General features: G+C 44.3%; 23 protein-coding genes. 8 read left to right on the forward strand and 15 right to left on the reverse strand.

Annotated features, from left to right (window positions below; genetic code table 11):
• The 3 genes from R2S67_RS18430 to R2S67_RS18440 all read left to right on the forward strand — a co-directional run.
• Positions 1–1,797: serine/threonine-protein kinase (locus R2S67_RS18430; protein ID WP_317346558.1), on the forward strand; the 1,797-nt coding region annotated here is incomplete at its 5' end.
• A gap of 429 nt (positions 1,798–2,226) precedes the next feature.
• Positions 2,227–2,562, forward strand: a complete 336-nt coding sequence (locus R2S67_RS18435; protein WP_005395669.1) for an Hpt domain-containing protein — start codon at positions 2,227–2,229, stop codon at positions 2,560–2,562.
• A 34-nt stretch (positions 2,563–2,596) separates the two neighbouring features.
• Positions 2,597–2,788 (forward strand): hypothetical protein, encoded by a 192-nt coding sequence (locus R2S67_RS18440; RefSeq protein WP_054868056.1) that lies wholly within the window; start codon positions 2,597–2,599, stop codon positions 2,786–2,788.
• Positions 2,789–2,820: 32 nt separating this feature from the next.
• Here the strand turns inward: R2S67_RS18440 and R2S67_RS18445 are convergent, their stop codons facing one another.
• The 4 genes from R2S67_RS18445 to R2S67_RS18460 form a co-directional block, all read right to left on the reverse strand.
• Positions 2,821–3,318, reverse strand: a complete 498-nt coding sequence (locus tag R2S67_RS18445; RefSeq protein ID WP_053808346.1) for an ATP-binding protein — start codon at positions 3,316–3,318, stop codon at positions 2,821–2,823.
• Between the two features lie 23 nt (positions 3,319–3,341).
• Positions 3,342–4,535, reverse strand: coding sequence for a PP2C family protein-serine/threonine phosphatase (locus R2S67_RS18450; RefSeq protein WP_317346560.1), 1,194 nt, complete (start codon positions 4,533–4,535; stop codon positions 3,342–3,344).
• Between the two features lie 29 nt (positions 4,536–4,564).
• Positions 4,565–4,825 (reverse strand): hypothetical protein, encoded by a 261-nt coding sequence (locus tag R2S67_RS18455; protein ID WP_005395662.1) that lies wholly within the window; start codon positions 4,823–4,825, stop codon positions 4,565–4,567.
• 213 nt (positions 4,826–5,038) lie between these two features.
• Entirely contained in the window at positions 5,039–5,653 is a 615-nt protein-coding gene (locus R2S67_RS18460; RefSeq protein ID WP_012842172.1) for a glutathione S-transferase, read from the reverse strand.
• Positions 5,654–5,797: 144 nt separating this feature from the next.
• On the opposite strand from R2S67_RS18460, the gene R2S67_RS18465 reads away from it, so the two are divergent.
• Together R2S67_RS18465 and R2S67_RS18470 are read left to right on the forward strand one after the other, a co-directional pair.
• Entirely contained in the window at positions 5,798–6,373 is a 576-nt protein-coding gene (locus R2S67_RS18465; RefSeq protein WP_005395660.1) for a TetR/AcrR family transcriptional regulator, read from the forward strand.
• 1 nt (position 6,374) lies between these two features.
• Complete coding sequence (locus R2S67_RS18470) at positions 6,375–6,779, forward strand: PPC domain-containing DNA-binding protein (protein ID WP_029832967.1); 405 nt, start codon at positions 6,375–6,377, stop codon at positions 6,777–6,779.
• A 98-nt stretch (positions 6,780–6,877) separates the two neighbouring features.
• Here R2S67_RS18470 and nirD read toward each other — a convergent pair whose 3' ends face one another.
• From nirD to R2S67_RS18525, 11 genes are all read right to left on the reverse strand, one after another.
• Positions 6,878–7,213 (reverse strand): nitrite reductase small subunit NirD, encoded by a 336-nt coding sequence (gene nirD, locus R2S67_RS18475; protein WP_301567142.1) that lies wholly within the window; start codon positions 7,211–7,213, stop codon positions 6,878–6,880.
• Positions 7,214–9,733 carry a nitrite reductase large subunit NirB gene (nirB, locus tag R2S67_RS18480; RefSeq protein WP_317346564.1) on the reverse strand — a complete coding sequence of 840 codons (2,520 nt, stop codon included), beginning with the start codon at positions 9,731–9,733 and terminating at the stop codon, positions 7,214–7,216.
• A gap of 10 nt (positions 9,734–9,743) precedes the next feature.
• Positions 9,744–10,580: an ABC transporter ATP-binding protein gene (locus R2S67_RS18485; protein WP_005450080.1), complete on the reverse strand. Its 837-nt coding sequence runs from the start codon at positions 10,578–10,580 to the stop codon at positions 9,744–9,746.
• Positions 10,581–10,591: 11 nt separating this feature from the next.
• Positions 10,592–11,557, reverse strand: a complete 966-nt coding sequence (locus tag R2S67_RS18490) for an ABC transporter permease (RefSeq protein WP_012842517.1) — start codon at positions 11,555–11,557, stop codon at positions 10,592–10,594.
• A gap of 80 nt (positions 11,558–11,637) precedes the next feature.
• A complete protein-coding gene (locus R2S67_RS18495; protein ID WP_124007997.1) occupies positions 11,638–13,002 on the reverse strand; it encodes a CmpA/NrtA family ABC transporter substrate-binding protein in 1,365 nt (454 codons plus the stop codon).
• Positions 13,003–13,267: 265 nt separating this feature from the next.
• Positions 13,268–13,849: an ANTAR domain-containing response regulator gene (locus R2S67_RS18500; RefSeq protein ID WP_317346570.1), complete on the reverse strand. Its 582-nt coding sequence runs from the start codon at positions 13,847–13,849 to the stop codon at positions 13,268–13,270.
• 73 nt (positions 13,850–13,922) lie between these two features.
• Positions 13,923–14,840 carry a dienelactone hydrolase family protein gene (locus R2S67_RS18505; protein ID WP_170891788.1) on the reverse strand — a complete coding sequence of 306 codons (918 nt, stop codon included), beginning with the start codon at positions 14,838–14,840 and terminating at the stop codon, positions 13,923–13,925.
• Positions 14,841–15,010: 170 nt separating this feature from the next.
• A complete protein-coding gene (locus R2S67_RS18510; protein ID WP_317346571.1) occupies positions 15,011–15,964 on the reverse strand; it encodes a glycosyl transferase family protein in 954 nt (317 codons plus the stop codon).
• Positions 15,961–16,866 carry a uroporphyrinogen-III C-methyltransferase gene (gene cobA / locus R2S67_RS18515; protein WP_124008001.1) on the reverse strand — a complete coding sequence of 302 codons (906 nt, stop codon included), beginning with the start codon at positions 16,864–16,866 and terminating at the stop codon, positions 15,961–15,963. The genes R2S67_RS18510 and cobA overlap by 4 nt, the downstream gene beginning before the upstream one ends.
• Positions 16,867–16,886: 20 nt before the next feature.
• On the reverse strand, positions 16,887–19,532 hold the full coding sequence (locus R2S67_RS18520) for a nitrate reductase (protein WP_317346573.1): 2,646 nt from the start codon (positions 19,530–19,532) through the stop codon (positions 16,887–16,889).
• A gap of 292 nt (positions 19,533–19,824) precedes the next feature.
• Positions 19,825–20,259 carry a GNAT family N-acetyltransferase gene (locus R2S67_RS18525; RefSeq protein ID WP_046875335.1) on the reverse strand — a complete coding sequence of 145 codons (435 nt, stop codon included), beginning with the start codon at positions 20,257–20,259 and terminating at the stop codon, positions 19,825–19,827.
• 381 nt (positions 20,260–20,640) lie between these two features.
• On the opposite strand from R2S67_RS18525, the gene R2S67_RS18530 reads away from it, so the two are divergent.
• From R2S67_RS18530 to R2S67_RS18540, 3 genes are all read left to right on the forward strand, one after another.
• Complete coding sequence (locus tag R2S67_RS18530; RefSeq protein WP_317346574.1) at positions 20,641–21,897, forward strand: aromatic amino acid transport family protein; 1,257 nt, start codon at positions 20,641–20,643, stop codon at positions 21,895–21,897.
• Positions 21,898–22,513: 616 nt separating this feature from the next.
• A complete protein-coding gene (locus R2S67_RS18535) occupies positions 22,514–24,427 on the forward strand; it encodes a tetratricopeptide repeat-containing diguanylate cyclase (RefSeq protein WP_253651218.1) in 1,914 nt (637 codons plus the stop codon).
• Between the two features lie 7 nt (positions 24,428–24,434).
• On the forward strand, positions 24,435–24,776 hold the full coding sequence (locus tag R2S67_RS18540) for a hypothetical protein (RefSeq protein ID WP_012842508.1): 342 nt from the start codon (positions 24,435–24,437) through the stop codon (positions 24,774–24,776).
• Positions 24,777–25,009 lie beyond the last annotated feature (233 nt).

The following is a 25,009-nucleotide window of genomic DNA, read 5'->3' on the forward strand; positions in this document are numbered from 1 at the left end:
GGTTCAGAAGCCCCTTACGTAGCATTAAAAATTTTACAAAAAGAGTTTGCATCTCAACCAGAGACTGCACGCATGTTGATACGTGAAGCTCAGCAAACACAAAGATTAAGTCACCCCAATATTATTAGGGTTTTTGATTTTGGTGTCGATGGCGAAATATATTTCTTAGTGATGGAATATATTAATGGGGAAACATTAGAGAATTTAATACAACGATCTAGGCCGCATGGGCTGAAGTTTAATGCAACTTTATCGATTCTAAATCAGGTACTTGACGCCCTGTCTTACGCCCATTCACTTGGTGTCGTGCATGCCGATTTAAAGCCCGCTAACGTCATTTTAACGTCTGAAGGTAATGTTAAATTACTCGACTTTGGTGTATCTAAAACTCATCAATTAAAGCAAGATCAATACGCAGCTAAACGTAAATCCGAAAATGTGGAGACTCTTGGTTATACTCCAAACTACGCATCGCTCAACTTGTTGTCGGGTAAAGAGCCAAACTTAAGCGACGATATGTTTGCGCTATTTTGTATTGCTTACGAGTTATTGAGTTGCAAGCATCCTTATTCAAGAACTCCTGTTAATGAAGCTCTCAAAAAGAAAATGAAGGTCTCGAAACCTGCTAATATGCCAGCATCTAAGTGGCCTATCTTTGCACGCGTTTTTTCAACTGGCATCATCCCCGAAGACCTTACCCCAGAGCAGTTAAAACAAAAGTTGAACATGCGATATTGGCCTATCGTTAGCGGTGTAGCTGCAAGCGTACTATTGGTTACCGGAATCGTATTTGGCTATCAACAACAACAAGAAACCATCTCTGATTTAGAAATAGCTATTAACAAGCAAAATGATCAGATTAATGGGCAGGAATGGTTGCTTGATACACCGCCAGAAAAAATCTTGTCACTGATTAATAGTGAGAAAAACTTACACCCGGTGATTAAAGCTGGCTTACTACGACAGCACAAGAGCTACCTTCTAAGTGAGTTTGAATCTGAGATTGATCAGGTTCTGAATTCTGATGCTAACAACTATCCAAATTATGATGAAATCGAGTCTGTACTAAACAAAGCAAAAGCCTACTACCCTGACTCACATAAAATTGAAGTTCTGGCGTTAGATATTCAATCAAGCAAGCACTCCACATTGCTTTCGATAGCCAGACAAATCAATAGCCAACTAGAAAAGTCTCGATACAGTAAAGAAGAAGACAGTAAGTCCATCTATGAACTGAAAGATGAGTTAAATCAAATTCATCAGGATTACCCATTTACACCAAGCTCATTATCTAGCGATGTTTTTGGTAAACACCTAACTGAAGCACTCAAAAATAAAGATGCTGCAGCACTTGTTGCGCTAATTAAGGTTGGGAATACTTTCTTCTCGAACGTTGAAGAGCATCAAAACAACTTAAAAATAAGCAACGCGATGAAAGATGCAGTCCTCGAGATGAAACTGTATGAGACCGCGCTAGACTCTAACGATCCTCTACCATTTCCGGACGAGGCTGCTCGAATTTTGTTCCAAGAGGAATTTGAAAACTTCTATTACCGCCTAGAAAAGGCAAGAACAACAACTCACCTCGATAACTTAGTGAAAGATGTTGATCAGTTTTCGAAGAACTTTCCTATCGGTTTTCAAGATATTAACGATTTGAGATTCAAAACTGCAGATAAATACCTGCGCTTCTCCGACATACTGCTTAATAAGAGAAGGACCACAAGCGCAAGGCGCGCAATGAAGAAAGCGAACGAGTTAATGAGGCAGGTAGAACAGGACTCCAAGCAAAGTTAATTGTACAAAAGGGGCTCAAGGCCCCTTTTTTGCGTCAAGCTACTTGCCATTATGCAACTAGGTTGCTAGCTTGTATTTGTACTCGATTAGGAGAGTTAACCTTGACTGAAGGAATAGTCAAAGTTGGCGAGCGCTTGGCTTACTTATTTGATGATTGCTTTAAACTAGGTAGACAAGATTGTTCCCAACCTAGCATTTTATTTGGAGCCCACTATCACGTAACTTGTGTTGCCACGACACGAGTGCAAAATGCTTTGCACAAAAGATTAGATCATAGACTCTTGTATATAAGGCAAAGTGTACCGAACAATAACTTTGTTTTTATGAGTCTAGCTCAAGTGATAAGCACACTGTTCAGCGCTCAACTCCCCCCACTTCAACGTTCCTATCCGATACATTTTTCTACCTCGCGGTTAGTCAGAGGTAAACATGATTAATTTTGATGTTCTCAATAAATACATGGAGAACGACGTAGATCTTATCGTCACCGTTTTTTCCACATACTTAGAAGACCACGCCAATGACATACAGCGTATCAATGAGTTGTACGCAAACAAATGTTGGCCGGAACTCTACTTATTGGCTCACAGTCTAAAGGGCATTCTAGAAAGCTTTGGTGAAGAAACCGCTGTCATTGTTTTCACAAAAATAGAAGCAGAAACAAGAAACGATAACGAGCCAGATAGCTCAGATATAGCTATAGTTACTAAAGAGCTAGCTGCCATTAATCAACAAATCTTTGCTTACTTGAAGAATATGCAATAAAACAAATTAAGGCTTAACTGGGGGAAATATGGCAATGAACAATAGCAATTTCAAGGAGCTGATTGAGTCTCTCAAAGACTTAACGCCAACTCAAAAGAGGTACTTGCTTAGTCGTACAAAGATGGCGTTAGATGATGAGAGCAATATGCTAAACATCAGTGATATCCTGACACCAGAAGAGTTGGAAGCATTATTGTCGCCTTCACCAACCACAAATACAAAATAACAATAATATACAACGTAACCGTCAGATTAACGCTAGGGACCAGGTGGGGTGAATAGATCTTGCTTGGTTGTTAGTTTTTCTCCGTTCTTCTTCACTAAAACAAACGTGTTTTTTCCAATCTCTTTTTCTAACTTGAACTGGTCAGATAATTGAGCGACTAACATCAGTCCACGACCTGAAGCAGACCAACTATCATCATCCATTAAGTTAGGAGCCTCAATCTGTTTATTTTTATGTTGGTTGAATGTCATTTCATTGATTGACGCTCCGTAGTCAGAAACCCTAAGTTCAATGAAATCTGACATTTGGTCACATCTAATCCTACACTCCACGTCTATCGGCTTGCCTTCAATTTCACTGTAAGAATGGATGTAAGCATTGTTCATAAGCTCAACAACACAAAGCTCCAACGACTGAGCCGTACTTAACGATACTTGATTATCCATTAAAAACTTAGCAACCTCTTTGCTCGCACTTCGAGAGCGAGTAAGAGATCCACCGTAAGTTCGTTTAAACTCGCTCTGGAACATTCTTCTCCTTTATCCCTAGGCTATCAGCCACGCCACCTTACTTGTAAAAGACTCGCATCATCATCAAACTCATCTTTGTTCTGCCACGATTGTACTTGTTCAAAGACACATCTAGCCTGCACTTCTGCTTCTAATTGCGAAGTACAAACAGCTTTTATACTTGATGCCAACCTTTGTACTGAAAACATCGCCTCGTCTCGCCTCGCTTCTATCAAACCATCCGAATAAAGCCATACTACATCCCCCTCACTCAGAATAATTTGATTACCAACGTACTCCATCGGCTGCAAAGCGCCAATCATGAAGTTGTCTTCACCCGCCAGCTCTGTAGTTTCGGTGCTCGCTCGCCAAACAAGGAATTTAGGATGACCAGCAGTACAATAGCGAAGTTGTCCTGATTCTGTATTAAGAATGGCATAAACCATAGTGAAATAAAGCTGACTGTTTCTAGTTTGCTGATACCGTCGGTTTAGCCGATCAATAACGGCTGCTGGTTCACTGATACAGTAGTCGCCATCTCTTAGCTCCATGGTTATCGAATCAGGTCCCAGATTTTGAGATAACGTCTGTTGGATAGAAAAAGCCATCAAAGCAGACGAAACACCATGACCTGAGACATCGAAAACATAAAATGCGACATGTTGTTCATCAAGCTCAAAATACCCCAACATGTCACCACCAACCTGGGAGCACGGTTTGTAGGCGTAACTAAATTGCATGTTCTGGATAGACGACTCCGCTGGGAGTAGTTGCTCCATCAGGTGACTAGCAGACTGTAAATCTTGATGGATCATTCGATAGGCTGCATCTAACTCTTTATTTCTATCAACGAGTTTGTTGTGCAGCTGCAGAGTGCGAAAACCTGCTCGAATTCTCGCTTGAAGTTCTTCGACAGACGTTTTCTTATCCACAAAGTCATCTGCGCCAGCATCGATGCCTTTCACGATCGAGCTTTGGTCATTTCTAGAGGACAATAAAACAAAGAAAATGTAACGTTCGCTAACTTGCGATTTTAATTGCCGACACAGCTCAATACCATTAATGCCAGGCATCATTAAGTCACTAAGTACAAACTGAATATCTTTGCGATAAGTCAGCACTTCAAGTGCGGATTGTCCGTCTTCAACAGCAATAACTTCATAGCCCTGCTTTTCTAATGCACTACTGATATAAAGTAGTACTGTTTTACTGTCATCGACCAAAAGAATGGATTTCATTCGCCTCCTTAAGACGGTAGTCGGGCACGCTAACGCAGAACACTAGTCACTGATTGCTCATTTCTAAAACGACTATAATCTTCAGCTAATAACTGGTGTTGATATCGAGTGTAAGACAGCGCCTCATTGGAGATTAATATCTGATGCTCTTTCTCTATTAACTGACTTTGCAGTTTTTCAATCTGTTCATTCTGCTGTGTGTTATTGAGGTACAGCGCGACGAGACCAAAGACCGAAACCATTAAAAGAGCAATAAGAACATTATTGATAGTTTTAACTTGAATACGCATGACCTCTCCTTGTCTATTAATAGACTTCCCACTATGAAAAGAACGTCTACAGACTAAGAGCGCTAGGCTCTAAAACGCATTGAAGCCCATTGAGGTTGTTTTTCCAATTATAGGCGATAGGAGACAAAATAAGAAAAAAGCTGAAGAATTTGAATATCCTTGTGAATTCGAAAGGCAATAGCAGCGAGCAATGATCTACTCGCTGCTGGTACATCAACTTAGAAATGCAGGCCGAGCTGAAACTTGCTCATACCAACGCGCAATGTTTGGTGCAGTAGTAAGCACATCGATTTCTAGGCCTTTAATTGCAAAACCAATCAAAATAAAGCCTGTAATATCGACGATAGTAAAATGATCAGCGGCAATGAACTCGCTTTCACCAAGTCGCTTATCTAACAACGGTAAAAACTCTTGCACGCGTTGCTTGGACTCTTCGCCCCACTCTTTAACACAACGCTCTCTATCTTCATAGATAGCTGTGATGTTTCTAAATGCTTGAAAAGCAGCATACAGACCTTGAAACTCCACCACGCGATGCCACATTTCCACTTGCGCTCGCTCAAGTTGGTTTGCCCCAAACAGAGCTAAATTATTTTCAAACGCTTCATCCAGATAACGACAAATTGCGACGCTCTCACAAATCGTCGTGCCATCTTCAAGCTCAAGCAATGGCACTTTTCCATTGACGCTTTTTTGCTTGAAATCTTCCGCTAGATTTTCGCCGTCACGCACATTTAAAGCGATGCGTTCAACATCGCCACCAATTTCCTTTAAAAAAATGCTAACTCGCTTACAACTTGGAGTTATCGCGGTTTCGTAGAGCTTCATTTTATATCCTTTTTCTTTTTCTAACCGATTGGTTAGGATATACTGTATCCAGTTTATAAACGATCAGTCAAGAACTTCATTTCCCAAAAGTTGTTCAATAAGTTTAGGAGTGGTTTGAGAAAAACCGCTCAGGTAGGTACGCATATGGCAAGAAAAGCCAACTTCGATCGAGAAGAAAAACTATTAGTCGCTATGGACGTTTTTTGGCGTAAAGGTTTCGCTAATACATCCATTTCTGATCTCACCGACGAGTTGAACATCAACCGCTTCAGTCTTTACAACACCTATGGTGACAAGCAACAGCTCTACTACGAGGCGCTCGATACTTACTTGAAGAAGGTCTCGCTACCGTCACTGAATGATTTGGAAAAAGACGACGCGTCTTTACCTGAATTGGAATCGTTCCTTAAATCTTTTGCTGAGCTGCAACGCAAACGCAACTGTGGGTGTTTTATTCAAAATGCGTTGATTGAGCACGCTGGCGAAGACGATGACGTGCTGCGCAAAGGGCATTTTTTGTTTGACCATCTTATCGACATCATTGCGGATGCACTAACCAATGCGCAAAAAGAAACCTTAGTGCCCAAAACGCTGAAACCAGAAGAACTCGCTCGCTTTGTTCTCAACAACATGCAAGGCATGCGCGTACTTGGCAAAGCCAAACGTTATGCCGACTTGGATACCGCGCTTTCCTGCTTGCTGGTTTTGATTAGGAAATAATATGTCGATTGAAGTGATAGCAGTACGTCTTACCAAAGGCATGGACTTAAAACTGAGCCTAGCGAAATTGGTCGAGCAGCATGCTATCAAAGCAGGCTCGATTGCCTCATGCGTTGGCTGTGTCTCTGACCTCAACCTTCGTTTGGCAGGTGCAGAGAGTACGTTAACCAAACAAGAGCCATTTGAAATTGTCTCTGTGATGGGAACCCTGACGCCTGAACATCAACACGTTCATATCTCGGTGTCTGATCGTGAAGGACGAGTCTGGGGCGGGCATTTGCTGGAAGGCACAGTTATTGATACTACCGCAGAATTGATCATCCATTCTTACTCAGAACTTGAGTTCACTAGAGCGATGGACGACTCGACTGGCTATACCGAACTGCAAGTGAATCCTTCCAAATAGCAAAAAGCTCCAGAACCATACTGTGGTGTCTCTGGAGCTTTATTCGCTTGTCTCTTACGCTAAGAATTTACTCATATCGAGCAAGCTAATTTCGAGGATCATTCTTCGACTAAGTAACAAACCTGATTATCGTCGACCGTTACTTGCCACGTTTTTAGACAGTGCGCATCGTCTTCCAAACACTGCCCGCTCTTTAAGCTGAAATGCTGTTTGTACAGTGGTGATGCAATACACATCTCACCATCAATATCACCGACAATCCCTCGACTCATCACATAAGCCTTACCAATTGGGTCCCAATCTTGAACGGCGTAAACACCGCTATCAGGAATGTAGAATAACGCAACGTGCTCGCCTTCAATCAATACAGTGGCACCGATGAACGGCATTAAGTCATCAAGTTGGCACAATTTCACTTTGGTTAAAGCTGCCATTTACACCTCCTGTTTCACTGGAATACGCTGACCACGCACACGTTGGTACGGTAAGACTTTGCTGCCCGACGTGCTGTTCAAGAAAGGACGGAAGCGTTGCAATTTTTGAGGATTATCCAACGTACTCTTCCACTCACATTGATAGGTATCTACGATTCGTGCCATTTGCTCATCCAATGAATCACATAGGTTGAGAGAGTCATCCAAAATCACTTGTTTAAGGTAATCTAAGCCCCCTTCCATGCTCTCCATCCACACTGACGTACGCTGCAAGCGATCTGCGGTGCTTACGTAGAACATCAAAACTCGGTCGATCATGGTGATCAACTCTGATTTGGATAAGTCGGATGCAAACAAATCAGCGTGTCTTGGTCTCATGCCGCCATTACCACAAACATATAGATTCCAGCCGTTTTCAGTGGCGATCACCCCAATGTCTTTACTTTGCGCTTCTGCACACTCGCGAGTACAGCCCGATACGGCAAACTTAAGCTTATGGGGCGCTCGTAATCCTTTGTAGCGGTTCTCTAACTCAATAGCTAATCCGACCGAGTCATCAACACCATAGCGACACCAAGTAGAACCCACGCACGATTTCACGGTGCGCACCGATTTGCCGTAGGCGTGCCCTGTTTCAAAACCAGCATCAATTAAGGTTTGCCAGATTTCAGGAAGCTGTTCTAATTGCGCACCAAATAAATCCACGCGCTGACCGCCAGTGATCTTGGTGTACAGATCGTATTGCTGAGCAACTTCGCCTAGCACGATGAGTTTGTCTGGTGTGATTTCACCGCCCGGAACACGAGGCACAATCGAGTAAGAGCCATCTTTTTGCAGGTTAGCCATAAAGGCATCGTTAGAATCTTGCAGAGATTGATGCTGTGGCTCCATGATGTGTTCATTCCACAAAGAAGCAAACACAGATGCTGCTGTCGGCTTACAGATATCACACCCATGCCCTTTGCCATGCAGTGCGATTAAGGTGTCGAAGTCTTTGATTTGTTCCACTTGGCAAATATGGAACATCTCTTGTCGACTGAGCTCAAAGTGCTCACAAAGGTGGTTGTTAACCTCTACCCCCATGGCTGCCAATTGAGTATCCAATACCGACTTCACCATATTGCTACAGCCACCACAGCCAGTACCGGCTTTGGTGTTGGCTTTAAGGTCCGTCAGGTTGGTAGTGCCAGCTTGAATCTCGGCAACTAAATCGCCTTTTGTGACGTTGTGACAAGAACAGATGATGGCGCTGTCTGGCATCTCTCCATCCAGCATTCCGGTATCAAACAGCAGATTCGCCGCGTGGTCTGGCAAGACAGTTTTGTTCAAATAACACTGTAAGAGCGCATCGTAGTCGCTGTTGTCACCAACGAGAATCGCACCAAGCAATTGGGTACCACTCGCATCAACCACTAGCTTTTTGTAGATGCCTGTGACCGCATCTTGCAACACCATTTCCTGTGCGCCTTCGGTTTGCATTTGTGCATCGCCGATAGACGCCACATCTACCCCAAGCAGCTTGAGTTTGGTGCTCATGTCTGCACCTTTAAAACCTTCACTCGGCATCCCAGTCAAGACATCGGCGGTGGTTCTCGCCATGGTGTAACCGGGTGCAACTAAACCAAAGATCTTCTGCTCCCAAAGGGCACATTCGCCAATCGCGTAAATATTCTCATCGCTGGTTTGGCATTGGTTGTTAATCACAATGCCACCTCGCTCACCTACTTCTAGCTCAGCCAGCCTTGCCAACTCATCTTGAGGGCGAATGCCTGCGGAGAAGACTATCACATCAACTTCGAGAGGATCTTTGTCTTTAAACACCATACGATGCTTAGCCGTTTCACCATCGCAGATTCGTTCCGTACCCGTTGAGGTGTGTACTGTTAGCCCTAGCGCTTCAATCTTCTCTTTCAGCACTAAGCCAGCACCATCATCTAACTGTACGGGCATCAGACGAGGCGCAAATTCAATAACGTGAGTTTCTAGCCCCAATAGTTTGAGTGCATTTGCCGCCTCTAAACCCAATAAGCCACCGCCAATTACTGCGCCTGTTTTTGCGCCTTCACATGCTTTTTTGATTTGTGAAAGGTCATCAAGCGTACGGTAGACAAACACGTTGTCGCGGTCTTTACCTTCAATTGGCGGCACAAATGGGTAGGAACCGGTCGCGAGCACAAGTTGGTCGTAACCCAGCACATCTTCACCATCAAGCAGAATACGCTTTTGCTCTCTGTCGATGCCTGTTACTTGGCTGCCAAGTACTAGTTGGATGCCATGCATGTCGTACCATTCTTGGTTACTCAGCATCAAATCATCATGGGACTTACCCGCAAATAAAGAAGAGAGTTGTACACGGTCATACGCGATAAAACGCTCTGCACCAATAACGGTAATTCGGTGCTCTAAATGCGCGTTTTTCTGCACTAATTGCTCGACGAGGTGTTGCCCGACCATACCGTTGCCTACCACAACGATGTGGCTCAATGCGTTCTTTACTGGAATCGTTAAAGGACTGTTCATCGCTGCCTCCTTATGCCGTTTGCGCTGCGGTTTTGGGTTTGTCTTCTTTCGAAGCAGGAATCTCGACTTTGGATTGCTTCTCGTAAAGGAACTTCAGCACCGCTTGTCGACACTTTTGATACTGCGCATCATCCGCCAGTGCTACACGCTCGCGAGGGCGAGGTAGATTCACTTCTAACACTTCACCAATGGTTGCCGCCGGCCCGTTAGTCATCATCACGATTTTGTCGGATAGCAGCACCGCTTCATCCACGTCGTGGGTAATCATGATGACGGTGTTGTTTAGCTCGGCTTGAATCTTCATCAGTGCATCCTGTAAATGCGCGCGTGTTAGCGCATCCAACGCGCCAAATGGTTCATCCATCAATAAAACCTTTGGTTGAAGTGCCAGTGCTCTCGCGATGCCGACTCGCTGCTTCATACCACCAGAGATTTCATCCGGCTTTTTGTGCGCGGCATGCTGCATTTGAATCAACTCTAAATAGTGATTCACTTGTTCCTGAATCCACGCTTTGCCCTTTTTGCCGGCAATTTGTTTTACTGCGAGCTCAACATTTTGATACACGGTGAGCCAAGGCAATAGTGAATGGTTTTGGAACACAACCGCACGGTCAGGTCCCGGTCCAGCTACTTCTCGTCCATCGACGATCACGCCGCCGTCTGTTGGCATGTGCAGTCCTGCGACTAAGTTCAATACCGTTGATTTTCCGCAACCAGAGTGGCCAATCAGCGATACAAACTCGCCTTTATTGATTTGTAAATCGACGTTCTTAAGCGCGATGAATTCGCCATCTGGCGTTGGGAATCGCATCCCTAAACGCGTTAGATCTAATAATGCTTTTTCCATGATCTTTTCCCTTATCTCAACGCTTGTTGTTTATTCCAAGACAGCCACTTTTGAAGTTGCAGCATGCCTCTATCGAGCATCAAACCAATAAAGCCGATAGTGATGACCGCCACCATGATGCGACCCAATGATGCCGAACTGCCGTTTTGGAACTCATCCCAAACAAACTTGCCTAACCCAGGGTTTTGCGCGAGCATTTCTGCCGCAATCAACACCATCCAAGCTATACCTAAAGAGAGACGTAAACCTGTGAAGATCATTGGAATGGCAGAAGGCAAAACGATGGTGCGAATGTGTTGCCACCACGAAAGTTGAAGCACTTTACTCACGTTGATTAAGTCTTTATCAACGCTCGTCACACCCACAGCGGTGTTAATCAGCGTCGGCCACAAGCTACACAGCGCCACTGTGATCAGAGAGTTAATGAACGACTTAGCAAACATCGGGTCATCACTCACATAAGTGGCACTTACAACCATGGTAACGATGGGTAGCCAAGCCAAAGGTGATACAGGCTTGAGCAATTGAATGATTGGGTTGAACGCTTGATACAGCCCTTGATTAAGACCAAGCACGATACCAAGCGGAATCGCGATAACCGTCGCCAGCAGAAAGCCCGCTGTCACAGTCACTAAGCTCGTCACGATTTGGTCGAAGAACGTCGGCTTACCTGTGTAAGGACGAATCTTCACTTCCGCGTCTGGATTCTTGGCTAACTTCGCAGCATTTCGTTTTTCCTGGCGTTCGATAAACGCTTGTTCTTTTTCTCGCTCTTGCCAATGGTCATCGACAAGGTTGCTGAACTGCTGAAAAGTTTGCACTGGTCCCGGTAGCGTACCTAATGAAGTTTGCACTTCTCTCGCTGCTAAGTGCCACATTGCCAAAAAGATCAGCAAGCCAATGACGGGCAAAAGCACCAACCGACTTCGGTTCACTACCTGCTTAGCAGGAAACAGGGAAATGACATTACTAGACATACTCACTCCTAAGAAATTTACATCCTTGTTATTGCGGGCAGACTCACCTGCCCGCTGTATTTTTTGTAGGACTGCTCATCCTAAACTTTGTCTTTTCCTTTAAGCCCGATAGAGAACTTCTCTAGATATTTATTTGGCTCGCGACCGTCATAAACGATGTTGTCGATAAAGTGTGTTTGTGGCGCGCGAAAACCATCTTCAGCGCTGAAATCTGGGAAGTCTTTTTTGCTCAACACACCATCTTCAATTAGCGCTTGAGCTGCTTGTTGGTAGATATCTGGACGGTAAACCTCTTTTGCCACATCCATGTACCAATCATCGGATTTCTCGCTTGAGATTTGCCCCCAGCGGCGCATTTGGGTCAGATACCAAATCGCATCGCTGTAATACGGATACGTGGCGTTATGACGGAAGAACACGTTGAAGTCTGGCACGTCTCGTTTGTCGCCTTTCTCGTATTCAAATGTGCCCGTCATTGAGTTGGCGATAACTTCGGCATCCGCTCCAACGTATTCGCTTTTTGATAGCATCTTCACTGCTTCTTGGCGGTTGGCATTGTCGTTTTCATCCAACCAATGTGCAGCTCGAATCAAGGCTTTCACTACGCGAATGTGCGTGTTTGGATACTTCTCAGCCCAAGCTTTAGAAACACCAAACACTTTCTCAGGGTTGTTCTTCCAGATCTCGTAGTCGGTCACGACTGGCGTACCAATGCCTTTAAATACGGCTTGTTGGTTCCATGGTTCGCCTACGCAGTACCCTTTGATCGTGCCCGCTTCCATTGTTGCTGGCATTTGTGGTGGCGGTGTAACACTCAAAAGAACGTCAGCATCCAACTGACCACTGTTGTCACCGGATTCTGGTGCGTAAAAACCTGGATGAATCCCGCCTGCCGCTAACCAGTAACGCAACTCATAGTTGTGCGTCGATACAGGAAACACCATACCCATGTTGAACGGTTTACCTTTATCCAGATAGCTGTCCACAACTGGTTTTAAGGCATCCGCTTTGATTGGGTGAACAGGTTTGCCATCTGGTTGTTTTGGAATGTATTGCTTCATCTGCTCCCAAGTATCCTTGGAAACCGTGATTGCGTTGCCGTTCAAATCCATACTGAACGCGGTAATCACTTCCGCTTTTGTGCCGACACCAATCGTTGCGCCCAATGGCTGACCAGCAAGCATGTGCGCACCAGCAAGCTCACCATCGATAACTCGGTCTAAAAGCACCTTCCAGTTTGCTTGCGCCTCTAAAGTTACATACAAGCCTTCGTCTTCAAAAAAGCCTTTCTCATAAGCAACCGCCAGCGGTGCCATATCGGTTAACTTAATAAAACCAAACTTCAGGTCTTCAATTTCTGGCTCACCCAACTCTGCCTTTACGCTGACCGCGGTGAATACCGATAACGAAATTGCTGACACTTTCAGCATCGAACTCCATTTCATTGGTTTGCTCCCATAAAAAAAGCGCCACTACTCCGAAGAGCAGTAGCGCCGTTGCTAAGTCTACAATTACCGCCGTTGATAATTGAGATAAGCGATTCAACAATAAACCCGTTTTAACTAATCCAAGTACTGTGCCAACTTATTTTCTACTTTAAATACAGCACATTAGAGTTTACCCCGATTACCAAACAACTGTTTTTGCTTGCTGTTAGTGCAACACGCACCACGGTAGAATTTCTGCCATAACTCCAAAGTAGTAGAGAAGTTAATCCATTAACTGCAATGCCGTAATCAGATTCTTCGCCACTTGTGAGAGCGTTTGACTCGATTGCATGGCGGAGTTTCTTAACGCTTTATAAGCCTGCTCTTCATCAACGCTGTGCATCTTCATCAGCAGACCTTTGGCTTTTTCCACCAGCTTGCGCTCTTCGATCTTATGGGTCAGCAACTCAATTTCCGATTGCATACTTTCGAATTTCGCTCTCACTAATGTCGCATGTTCAATCCAGGGTTGAAGTGCAAACTCACTATCATGTGGCATGAGAACATAGTCCATTTTTTCTGATAACCGATTGATATCATTGGATGATAGTTGCTTCAGCACGATAAGGAGTGGTGCCGATTTTCTGCGACAGAAATCGACAATCAAACGCAGTTCCGCCGTCGGCTGCTGCCATCCGACTACAACGCTTGCAGTGCTCTCTCTCTGCATAAGCTTTTCTAGTTGTGCCAATTGGCAGCCAACGATGTTGTCGTAATCTTTGCTCAACAAGCCGGACAGTCGAGCCTGCTCTTGAAGGCTATCACAGCACACTATGATGGGTGTTTTTGACGTTGATCGAGTCATGCACATTCCTTGTTTATATCTCACTCACTAAGAGAGACATAACAAGGACTGTGCCAATTAAAGTTGAAGCGTTTTAACTAGAGGCGAGATGTTCTTTGAAGAAACCTAGTGTGCGTTCCCACGCGAGCGCCGCTTCTTCTGGTGCGTAGCGAGCCGTTGAGTCGTTATGGAAGCCATGGTTGACGTTTTCATACATTAACGCCTGATATTGCGCATCGTTCGCGATCAATTGTTGCTCATAGGCAGGCCATGTGTCGTTGACGCGCTTATCGAGCCCTGCGAAGTGAATCATCAACGGCCCTTTGACCTGCTTTTGAATCTCTTGCGCCGCTGGTGTTCCGTAGAAAGGCACACCTGCATCCAGCTCTTCTGGCATTACCGCTGCAAGCATATTGACGATGTATCCACCGAAGCAGAACCCAACTGCGCCCAATTTACCGTTCCCACCCTCGTAGTGTTTAATGAAATTAGCAGCAGCAATAAAATCTTGTTCGATCTTGGCTCTGTCCATCTCTTTCTGCATGGCGCGACCTTCATCATCGTTCCCCGGATAGCCACCGAGTGGATAAAGCGCGTCAGGAGCGAAAGCAATAAAGCCGTCTTTCGCGAGTCGTCTGGCGACATCTTTGATGTATGGGTTTAGACCTCGATTTTCATGAATCACCAACACTGTCGGCGATTTTAAGGTCTTCTTTTGTGGCACAACCAAATAGCCGCTACCTTCCCCATGTCCATTGGGCGAGGCAAAGGTTTCATAGGTTGCTTTGATCTCAGGATCATTAAAGGAAACTTGCTCTGCGAGTGCATAATTTGGAGTCAGAGCATCAACCAGGGCCGTCATACTAAAACCTAAAACAGCGAGGCCACCAAGACGGTTGAGAAACTCTCGGCGAGAGATTTTGCCATGTGCGTATTCGTCATACCAATCGAAAGCTTCTTGTGGAATGGGATGTGACGCCTTGTTGTTAGAATTTGAGTGCTTTAGAACCATTATCCTTGTCCTCATTTCTTATCGAAAAGTAAACTCGTCAGGCCTCACTGATGTTTGCCCCAACCAAGTGTGAGACACTTCAAGTGATAAATACATCACTGACAAGCTTACACAAACAATAGATAAAGGATTCCGATCCAACAACGTTTCACGGTTAGCTCGTCACAGGATTAACTGCCACAACAATAGTTTTCCCAATAAGTAAACGCACGTTCAAAGGCCTGTTCCCTATCGTGCACTTGAGCAAAGAGCACAACGGTCATCGTTGCCAACACCGTATTCGCCATTTGGTTCATGTCATCTTCTGACGTCCCAAACGGACAGTTCGTAGGCATTGGCACCTCAGACAGCATTTGCTCCGTCCAGTAGTGCGATGTCACGCCGCTTGTTTGGCTTAACCATACCGTTTGGCTTACTTTCGGGTTGTATTCTGATTCGCCCGATTGCCCTTTGAATGACACAACGGCGTGAGCGGTTTGACCGATTTCATATTCGACTTCTGCATGAAGTTGTTGGAAACCAGGATGGAAGCTACCACGAATACCAACCGTTGCTTGCCCCGGATTCAATGCTCGAACCACGGTATTAATCGGCGTTCTAAGCCCATAACGATTCTTCCAACCGATCATGGTTTCTGCTTGAGGAGCAAATGCACTGAGCGGTAGATACACGATGTTTTGTGTTTCTAACACACGCTTTGCGTCTTCTGCTGATTCCGCTTTCGTAATAGCAAACTTGTCGAGGTAATCTTCTGCGTGTAAACGTCCAGATTGACGGTCGTGATAGCCATGCATCAGCACTTTATGACCATTATCGGCAAGGATCTTCGCTGCCAACAGGTGCCAAGGCTGACCTGCCGCTTCACGTTTGCCTGCGTAACATGGCCAGTCGATGTCTGCACCAATAGCAGGCATGCGGGATTGGAATGCTTTTACAAAGCCAGCGATTTCTTGTTGAGTCTCGTTTTGTACGCGGATCAGCATCAGCAGCATTGCCATTTGATCATCATCGCACTCTCCGTTTAGGTATTCATCCATAACTAGAAACGCTTGATCAAAGTTCAGTGGTTTTCTACCACGTTCGCCACGACCGACTGTTCTGATACATTCCAAAATGCTGCTCATATTCCCTCGTATTCCGTCACTGACTGTACGGTTTCTATTAGTTGTTCGCGCAGTTTGACAACTTCTCCCATCACAATCAATGCTGGGCTGATGCCTTTAAGTGTAATCGATAACTCATTGAGCTGATTGAGTTGGGTAACATGAACTTGCTGCTGAGGGCTGCAACCATGAGTGATGACCGCAACAGGGAAATCTTGGTTCAAACCAGCGCCGACTAAACCGATTTGTATGTCTGCCGATTTTTCTAATCCCATGTAGAACACCAATGTTTGTCCGCTTTGCATCAGTTGGCTCCACGCTTCAAATGCGCCTGTTACCACTTGCCCTGTAACAAAGGTAACGCTGCGAGCAACGCCACGATGAGTCAGCGGAATCAAGCTGTTTGCTGAACATCCAATCGCAGCAGTAATACCGGGGATGACTTCGTAAGCGATAGAGTGTTTGACGAGTGCTAATGCTTCTTCGCCTCCACGACCAAATACAAAAGGATCTCCCCCTTTTAAGCGCACAACTCGCTTTCCTTGTAGAGCGAGCGACACCAACAAATTACAGATTTCTTCCTGACCAATACTAGGTTGTCCGCATCGTTTGCCCACGTAAATCCAATCGGCTTGTGGCGAAGCCAACTCCAAAATATCTTTGTTAACCAAACGGTCGTATAGCAATACCTCTGCCGATATAATCGCTTTCACTGCCTTCACGGTTAACAAGTCTGGATCGTGCGGTCCTGCTCCGACAATCGAGACAAAACCTTTGTGGTTCGCATCTAGATCTGCGGAGTGATTTTCTAGAAGTTGGTTCAGTTTGCTTGCTTGGTCATGCTTAGAAAAGCGAGACGAGCGTTCTTGATTCTGACTCGCTTGTCCTTTCTTAAACCAAGACTTTTGATAAGGCGCTTCCATGTACTTATCCTCTTTATGATTTACTTTATTTGCATCGCCAGACTTTGCTGGCTCGCTTGCTGTTTGCCCTTTTGATGCTGATGGCTGTCGACCATTTGTTTGATTTGAGAGACGCATGAGCCACAGTTGGTACCGCATTTGAGTTTGTTTTGAAGTTGGGTCAGTGAAGTGCAGTCTTGTTTCTCCATCGCGTCATGTATTTGTTTATCGGTGACACGGAAACAACTACAAACCAGTTTGGCGCTGCTTTGCGATTGAGTGATGGTAAGCAGTTGCGATAACTCCATCGGCTTGCCAATCAAGTGCGTAAAGTTGGTGTAATCGGTTTGAATCGGTTCACTAGACACCACCAAAACAGAACGAATGATACGAACGTCTCCAACAAGATCGTAATCCACTGCTAGCCAACCTTGGGCAATATCAATCGTGATCCTGCGGCTCTTTTCCGTTCGACAAAAACTCTGCTTTTTTGGTCGTTTATCGTGTGCGAAGCGCCAGATGCCCAAATTACTTTCTGCTTGAAATGCGCTGTAGAGAAACTTGCCGGAATCAAACTGTGTCCCGATGAACATACCGTAGGTTTTTACCGCTGCGTCTTGCACTTCAACATAAGACGACTTAAACGCAGGTTGCCCAGAAATAGGGTCTTTTGCGCTGTTTATTATCGCGTTAACACTGCTTTTACCGCCATATCGGCCCGCCCAGTGCATTGACATAAACAGATCCTGAAAACCTAAACCTTCATCAATGGCAACTTTGGCATAAATACCGGTGTTTGAAGTAGGCTGAAACAGCTTGGTGAGTTGTCCTGCTTTTAAGCGATTTTGAGTGGCGGAGAGTGTATTCATGTACACGGTTGGCTCTAACTCAGAGGCGGCTAGGTGTGCGATATGCCCTGTACGCGTCATGGTATGCCATTGGTCACGTTGCCTGCCCGTATTGAGCCACCAGCCTTTTGTTCTTTCTAAACGCGTTGGAGATTCACTGGTCAGGACAAAACGCGCTTTACCATCTGGGTGCGAATAGATTCCATCAGCAAAAGGACGCTCTCCTCCCCATTGTGTCGGCACCCACTCTTCGTATTCTTGCTCGGTTAAGTTGGCGTATTGAGAAAGATCTAGCTTCAATGGCGAATCGGCATTCATGCCTGTCATCGCCGCATATTCCCTGAATACCGCCCGCTCAGAAGTAAATGCAAAGCCATTTTGTGTCTTTTCCAATGCACACAGAGCTTGTCCGACTTGGCTTATCGCCCACCAATCTGATTTTGCTTCACCCGGAGGTGTTTGAAACTGGCGCTGCCTTGAAAGTCGACGCTCAGAGTTGGTCACCATGCCTTGCTTTTCACCCCAACCAGCCGCTGGCAATAAAACATCTGCATATTTAGCAACGTCCGACTCCGCGGTAATATCAGACACAATCACAAAAGGACAAGCCTCTAACGCGCGCTTAACCATCTGATTATCAGGCAAAGAAACCACGGGATTGGTTGCCATGATCCACAGAACTTTAATCTCACCACGTTCTACCGCCTCAAACAGCTCGACGGCTTTTAATCCAGGCTTAGTGGCAATTTCGGGTGAATCCCAAAACGCTTGGACTTGCTTTATAGAATCTGCGTCAAAAGCGCGATGAACCGCTAGTTGGTTTGCCAAACCACCGACTTCTCGCCCACCCATCGCATTCGGCTGACCTGTAATAGAAAACGGCCCACAACCTGACTTAGCAATTTTACCTGTCGCCAAGTGTGCATTAATGATTGCATTGCCTTTATCGACACCATTTTCGGCTTGGTTAACCCCTTGGCAAAACAGCGTGATTGCGGTTGGGCTTTGTGCGAACCATTGGAAGAATGTCGTGAGTTTTTCTTCTGAAATACCAATGGAAGACGTTAAGTTAGTGACATCGTAACGCAAATCAGAAACTTCTTCTGCAAGCGCATCAAACCCGTCGGTATGGGAATTTATGTATTCAGAATCAATACATTGCTGCTCGATAAGAAACTTGATCAGCCCATTAAAAAGTGACACATCACCATCGTTTTTAATCGGTAAATGCAAATCCGCTTGTTGTGCTGTGACCGTTTCACGAGGGTCAATGACCACCAGCTTGAGATTAGGGTTGTTCTCTCTCGCTTGTTGAATACGTCGAAATAAAACAGGATGCGTCCAAGCAGTATTCGCACCGCAGATGATCAATAGCTCAGTCTTATCAATGTCGTCGTAATTAACAGGAACCACATCTTCGCCAAATGCTCGTACATGAGCCGCAACCGCCGAAGACATACACAAACGGGAATTGGTATCGATGTTCGCGCTACCCACATAACCTTTCATGAGTTTATTCGCGACGTAGTAATCTTCAGTAAGCAACTGCCCTGAAACATACATCGCGACAGAATCTGGTCCAAACTCCGCTTTCGCTTGATGGATCTCTTGTGCAATTAAGTCTGTGACCGACTGCCATGACACTTCTTTTTCCCTTAGCTTGGGGTAGAGCAACCTTGAAGGCATTTTTAAGCTTTCTGCTAATGCGACACCCTTTACACACAGTGAACCGGAATTGGCCGGATGAAGCGCATCTCCAATAATCTTGTTATTGCTGATTTCAATTCCGCAGCCTACTCCGCAATACGGACAAGTTGTCTTTCTACACCCTTGTGACATAACGCCTCCTGCGCGACTAATCCTAAATTACAGGCAAAAAAAAGCCTCTCCCGAATCGAGAGAGGCAGCAATGCCTTTAACGCTGTTAGTACATTTTCAAAAGTAATACCCTATCCCGCTCTCGCTTGCTATAGAGAGCGGCGCATCGAGTTAACGATGAACATTTATCTCAAAGCAAACGAGGTGCCAAGATTGAAAGTCTTTAATTTACAAAACGTTAGAATGCAAACAACTATTGCAAAGTAATACCGCGCACTGATTGAGTGCAAGTTTCGTTCATTATCGTGCAGGGTTACTTTACTAATTCCATGACCAATCTAGACTCTTCGTCACCGAAATAATGCGCTTCTTCTTTTAATACTTTGAAGCCAAGGGACAGGTACAAAGACAATGCAGGCTGATTATTCGGATCGACCGTCAACTTCACACTTGAGCCCAACTTCAACGGCGCGATGACACTTTCAATCAGAGAACGCGCAATACCCTTACCACGATGTTGAGTATCGACAGCCAGTGACATGATCCAATATTGCTGTGCATTTGTGCTTGTCGTCAGCAAAATATACCCTGCGACTTGCTCCCCCTCTTTCGCCACTAGTAAGCTTTCCCCCCAACAATCAAAAGCTTGCCGAAAGAAAAATTGAGGATAGGCATGTTCTCCAAATAAAGTATTTTCAAGCGTATACACAGCCAATAAGTCGTCTTTATGTGCAGACAGAATGTCCATTCAATGATTCCTCCTTTAACATTTGTGGCGGCAGTATATACCTAAAACTCATCTAAATGCAGGACTCATAGACCTGCCACTTGCTAGCCCTCCAATATGCACCATGGCTCATTAAGTAAGAGCAAGCTTCTTTAGCATATACATCCATGATTAAGTTTTAACCACGAAATCAAAAACCACCCATTAGTAAAAATTTGAAATATAACACCAATTTATTACTTAAGATTTAGATTAAAATTCTAGTTTTTAAAAAAATTCATAGTTTGATAAGTTACAACCACCCCTTATATTCAGCATGATTCACCACACTTCCGATGTGATAACAAACACCAAAACCTATACCATTCTCCGCATTATTATTTTTATAAAAGCGAGTTTTAAGTGAAAGAATCTCGAAATGCGTTAAATTCCAGTGAATTAAACACAACAACATCTTGGTCAAAACACGATACACATTGGGTCCTTAGTCTGTTTGGAACAGCCGTTGGTGCAGGCATTCTATTTCTGCCGATCAACCTTGGTATTGGCGGGTTTTGGCCGTTAGTCGCAATGGCTGTGCTTGCTTTCCCAATGACTTATCTTGCCCACCGTGGCTTAGCTCGCTTTGTACTGTCTTCCAAGATCAAAAATGCAGACTTTACTGATGTAGTGGAAGAGCACTTTGGCGCAAAAGCGGGTCGCTCTATTTCACTGCTGTATTTTCTTTCGATCTTCCCGATCCTGTTAATTTACGGTGTCGGTATTACCAATACCGTAGACAGTTTTATGGTTAACCAAGCTGATATGGCTTCTTTGCCTCGCCCTCTGCTTTCAGGTGCACTAGTGTTTGCATTAATTGCCATTATGATGGCGGGCGAAAAAGTCATGCTACGGGCTTTTGCCATTATGGTTTACCCATTAGTGGCTATTCTTGCCTTTCTTTCATTTTACTTGATACCAAACTGGACCATGCCAATCATGGACGCCCCTGAAGCGTCTGCTTTTGCTAGCACTATGTGGTTAGCGGTTCCTGTGGTTATTTTCTCGTTTAGTCACGCAGCTGCGATTTCAAGCTTTGCAAATGTGCAACGTCGCCATTATGGCGATCAAGCGGATGCGAAATCCGAAGTAATTCTTCGACGCACTAGCATCATGTTAATTGCGTTTGTGCTTATTTTTGTCTTTTCGTGTGTATTAGCGCTGTCACCAGAGCAATTGGCTCAAGCTAAAGAACAAAACGTGTCGGTGCTGTCTTATTTAGCCAATGCAACAGACAACCCATTTATCGCAACGCTTGGTCCTTTGGTGGCTTTTGTTGCTATCACTTCCTCTTTTCTTGGGCACTTTTTAGGTGCACGCGAAAGCTTAAATGGTTTAATTACCAAACACTCTAAACTGTCTGAAAAGCGGGTTGATCGTATCAGCGTTGCAGTACTTTTCTTTTCAATCTGGGCAGCAGCGATCATGAACCCAAGCATTCTTGGTATGATGGAAGCGTTGTCAGGGCCTGTTATCGCGATGATCTTATTTATTATGCCAATGTTAGCGGTATACAAAATCGATGCATTGAAACAATATCGTGGAAATGGCTCAACTTACTTTGTTTTAACTGCGGGCATTGTAGCGGTAAGTGCATTTATTTTTAGCTTCTTCAGCTAAAAAGTAGTTATTAGGTTGGATTTTCAGGGGAATACCTTATACGAGATTAAGGTGATTCCCTGAATTTTCTTACTCTTAAGCGGGTAACCATCGTTACCATTGACTCTTAAATAAGAGCAAAAACGCCCGCAATCATAAGTACTGAAGCGATACAAGTGCGGCCAATAATACCGAAGTGTGAAGGTTGAATCATTTCATTATGCATAGTTAATCTCCTGTTTATTATAAAAGCCATTTTTTATTGGCTTAATAACACTATGTCTAATATCGAGTTTTTTAACAACCCATACAAACATTAAATATTTATGACAGAAAGATAATTTTTTAGCGAACCAGCCATCTTTCGAGATGCGAATCGCACCGACTAAATGATGAAACTTACACCACTAACAATGTTCGACACACTAGATTCGTCGCACTGTTTATCTTGTCGTTAAATCAATCTTTCCACTTTTGAACAGATTTATCATTATAAATCATAATATTAGCCTCACCTTTCGCGAAACTTTCTTCACAAGCCGTTTGTAACTCGGAATCCATCCGCACTTAGCCAATAAGAAGTGATAGACTTACCTAGTATTAGGGTTAAACGAGATCACATTTTATTAATAAGCTCATGCACTTTCCGATTAAAACGCTAACTTGCGCGCTGTTCTCAGTACTTGGATTCTTCTTCCATCCAACCCATGTACTTGCCAACACAGAAAAACAGAGCTACCTGGAAGAACACATTTCTCCTCAAAGCAGCTCCATGCTCAATCTCTATTTTCGTTCAATGGGTAAGCCGCGCTCAATTGAAGAAGATGAATTAGTTGCGCCACAGAATGCGTCAGCGGAATCTCTTGCGCTTTATTACTTTGCGCGCCTATACCTAAAGCGCTACGAAGGCGTTCCGCTGCCCAAAGATATGCCTGATTTAATTGAGTTTGGGACAGAGCATAATTTACCGTGGGTAGTCGCTGAAGCACAGCTTAATAAAGCGGTAACCATGATTGAACTAGACGACAATTGGAATGCAGAACTTGTACTCCATGACATCATCGCTGAAGCCCGCGATCTCGGCTATTTAGCGCTAGAAGGAAGAGCATATCGCTGGCTAGGGAACTTAGAGGTTTCACGGAGTCAACTACGTAGCGGACTCAAGTATTACCGAACCGCCTATGAGTTGTTAGAGAGAACCGTATTTGAAATGCAAGTTGCCATGACGCTGAATAACATCGGTACCGTCTATATCGATGCATCCGATTGGGCTCGCGCCAGTAGCTACCTTACGCAAGCACTCGATACCTATTTAAACAGCGAATATCAATATGACAACAGCCTTTTCATTGGGGTTATCTACGCAAACTTAAGTATTGTTCACTTAAGCAGTGGAGATAGCGAAAAGGCAGAATACTATTTTAATGAAGCAATCCGACTCTCAATGCAAACGGGGTCAGACGTCATCAAACACTATTCATTATCCAGCTTCTCACAAATGTTAAGTTCGATAGGGAAAATTGATGAAGCGTTGATGGTTGCACAGCGTTGCGTAGCTCTCCCTATCACGGGAAACGTAGAGGCGAAGAAAATGCCTTGTTATGAAGCATATGCAGAAGCATACCTCGCAGATGAACAATACGATAAAGCTATTTCGACAGCTATCAACGTACTTGAGCAAACTAAATCAACCGATGAGCTAGAAATACGACAGCGCATTGATATGCTGTCGGTCCTAGTAAACGCGAATCAAACCCTTAATAATTTTGAAGCGGCTTTTCGTTACTTGACTCAGTTAAGAGAGCTAGAAGCTGAATTTTCTCATCATATTCACGGCGAAGAGATGATTAATATTAAGTTTGACCTCGAAGCTAAGTTAGCTCAGAAAGAACTCAAGCTACTAGAAACTAAAAATGCGTTGCAAGCTTCAGAGCTGCGTTCACAACGCTATAGAGAAATGTTCTACTTTATCGCTATCGCAGCGATTGGTGTCGTTGGCTTTCGTTACGTACTGCGCGTTAGGAGTATTAATAAAGCACTCACTCAAGAAAATACTACCGATCCATTAACTCAACTGCACAACCGTCGCTACCTTCCCATTTGGCTGGATAAAATGGCTCGTAGAAGCCCAGATAGAACGTTTGCCTTAGCCGTATTAGATATCGATCATTTTAAAACGTTTAACGATGAATATGGGCATGATATTGGCGACAAGATGTTAATGCATATTGCCAGGTTATTTAATGAATCGACTCGCTCTGGTGACCTACTCATCCGTTGGGGTGGAGAGGAGTTTGTCTTATTATTTGAAGTAAACAGAACTGAAGATTGCGCTAAATTCTTGGATCGATTGAGATATATCGTGGAAAACACGCCACTAGTGGTTGACTCTAAGTCATTAAACGCGACAATTTCTCTCGGGGCTGTCGACAGACTGTCCGTAAAAACTATTCAACAAGAATGGGATCAATGGTTTTTCTTCGCAGATCAAGCTTTGTATGACGCAAAGCAAGCAGGAAGAAATCGCTTCGTTATTCACCCGACGTCATAAGAGCAAAATGAAAAAAATCCTAACCATCGCTATTTTTGCGCCTGCACTTCTCACTGCGTGTAGTAACCATCAAGCCTCTCAACTGGGAATGCGCAGCAGCAGTGTTAACGTATATGCCCAGCAAATGAGTAACACTCAGTTGTGCGAGACCCTCTACTACAACCGTGCAACCAACCAAACCAAAGTTGCGATTGGCGCTGAGTTTAACCGACGTGGTTTAAACAAGAAGTGGTGTGATAGTGAGTTCAATAAGCTATACATCAAAAAGTGGATTGATAACGTGTTACCCAAAGAAAAGGCCAAACCGAAGAAACCAATGGCGACAATTCAACCAGCTTCAACTAAATAATCCTTCCTCTCAAAGCAGACAGTACGACCGTATTTTCTGCTTTTTACTTTTCATGCATGCGCTATTCGACATTAAAAAACCCTATAATTTCAGTGAATTAACACTGACTCATGTTGTTCGTCGAACTTTTGACGTAAACAAGTTGTAAATGGTTTTCGTCCTTATTCTTTGTCGTTAGCTTTGTTTATTCCTGTTAGAGGAATATGAAACAGGAGCTAAAAAATTCCAAACAA

This window comes from Vibrio sp. T13N, from assembly GCF_032970445.1.
GTDB lineage: Bacteria > Pseudomonadota > Gammaproteobacteria > Enterobacterales > Vibrionaceae > Vibrio > Vibrio diabolicus.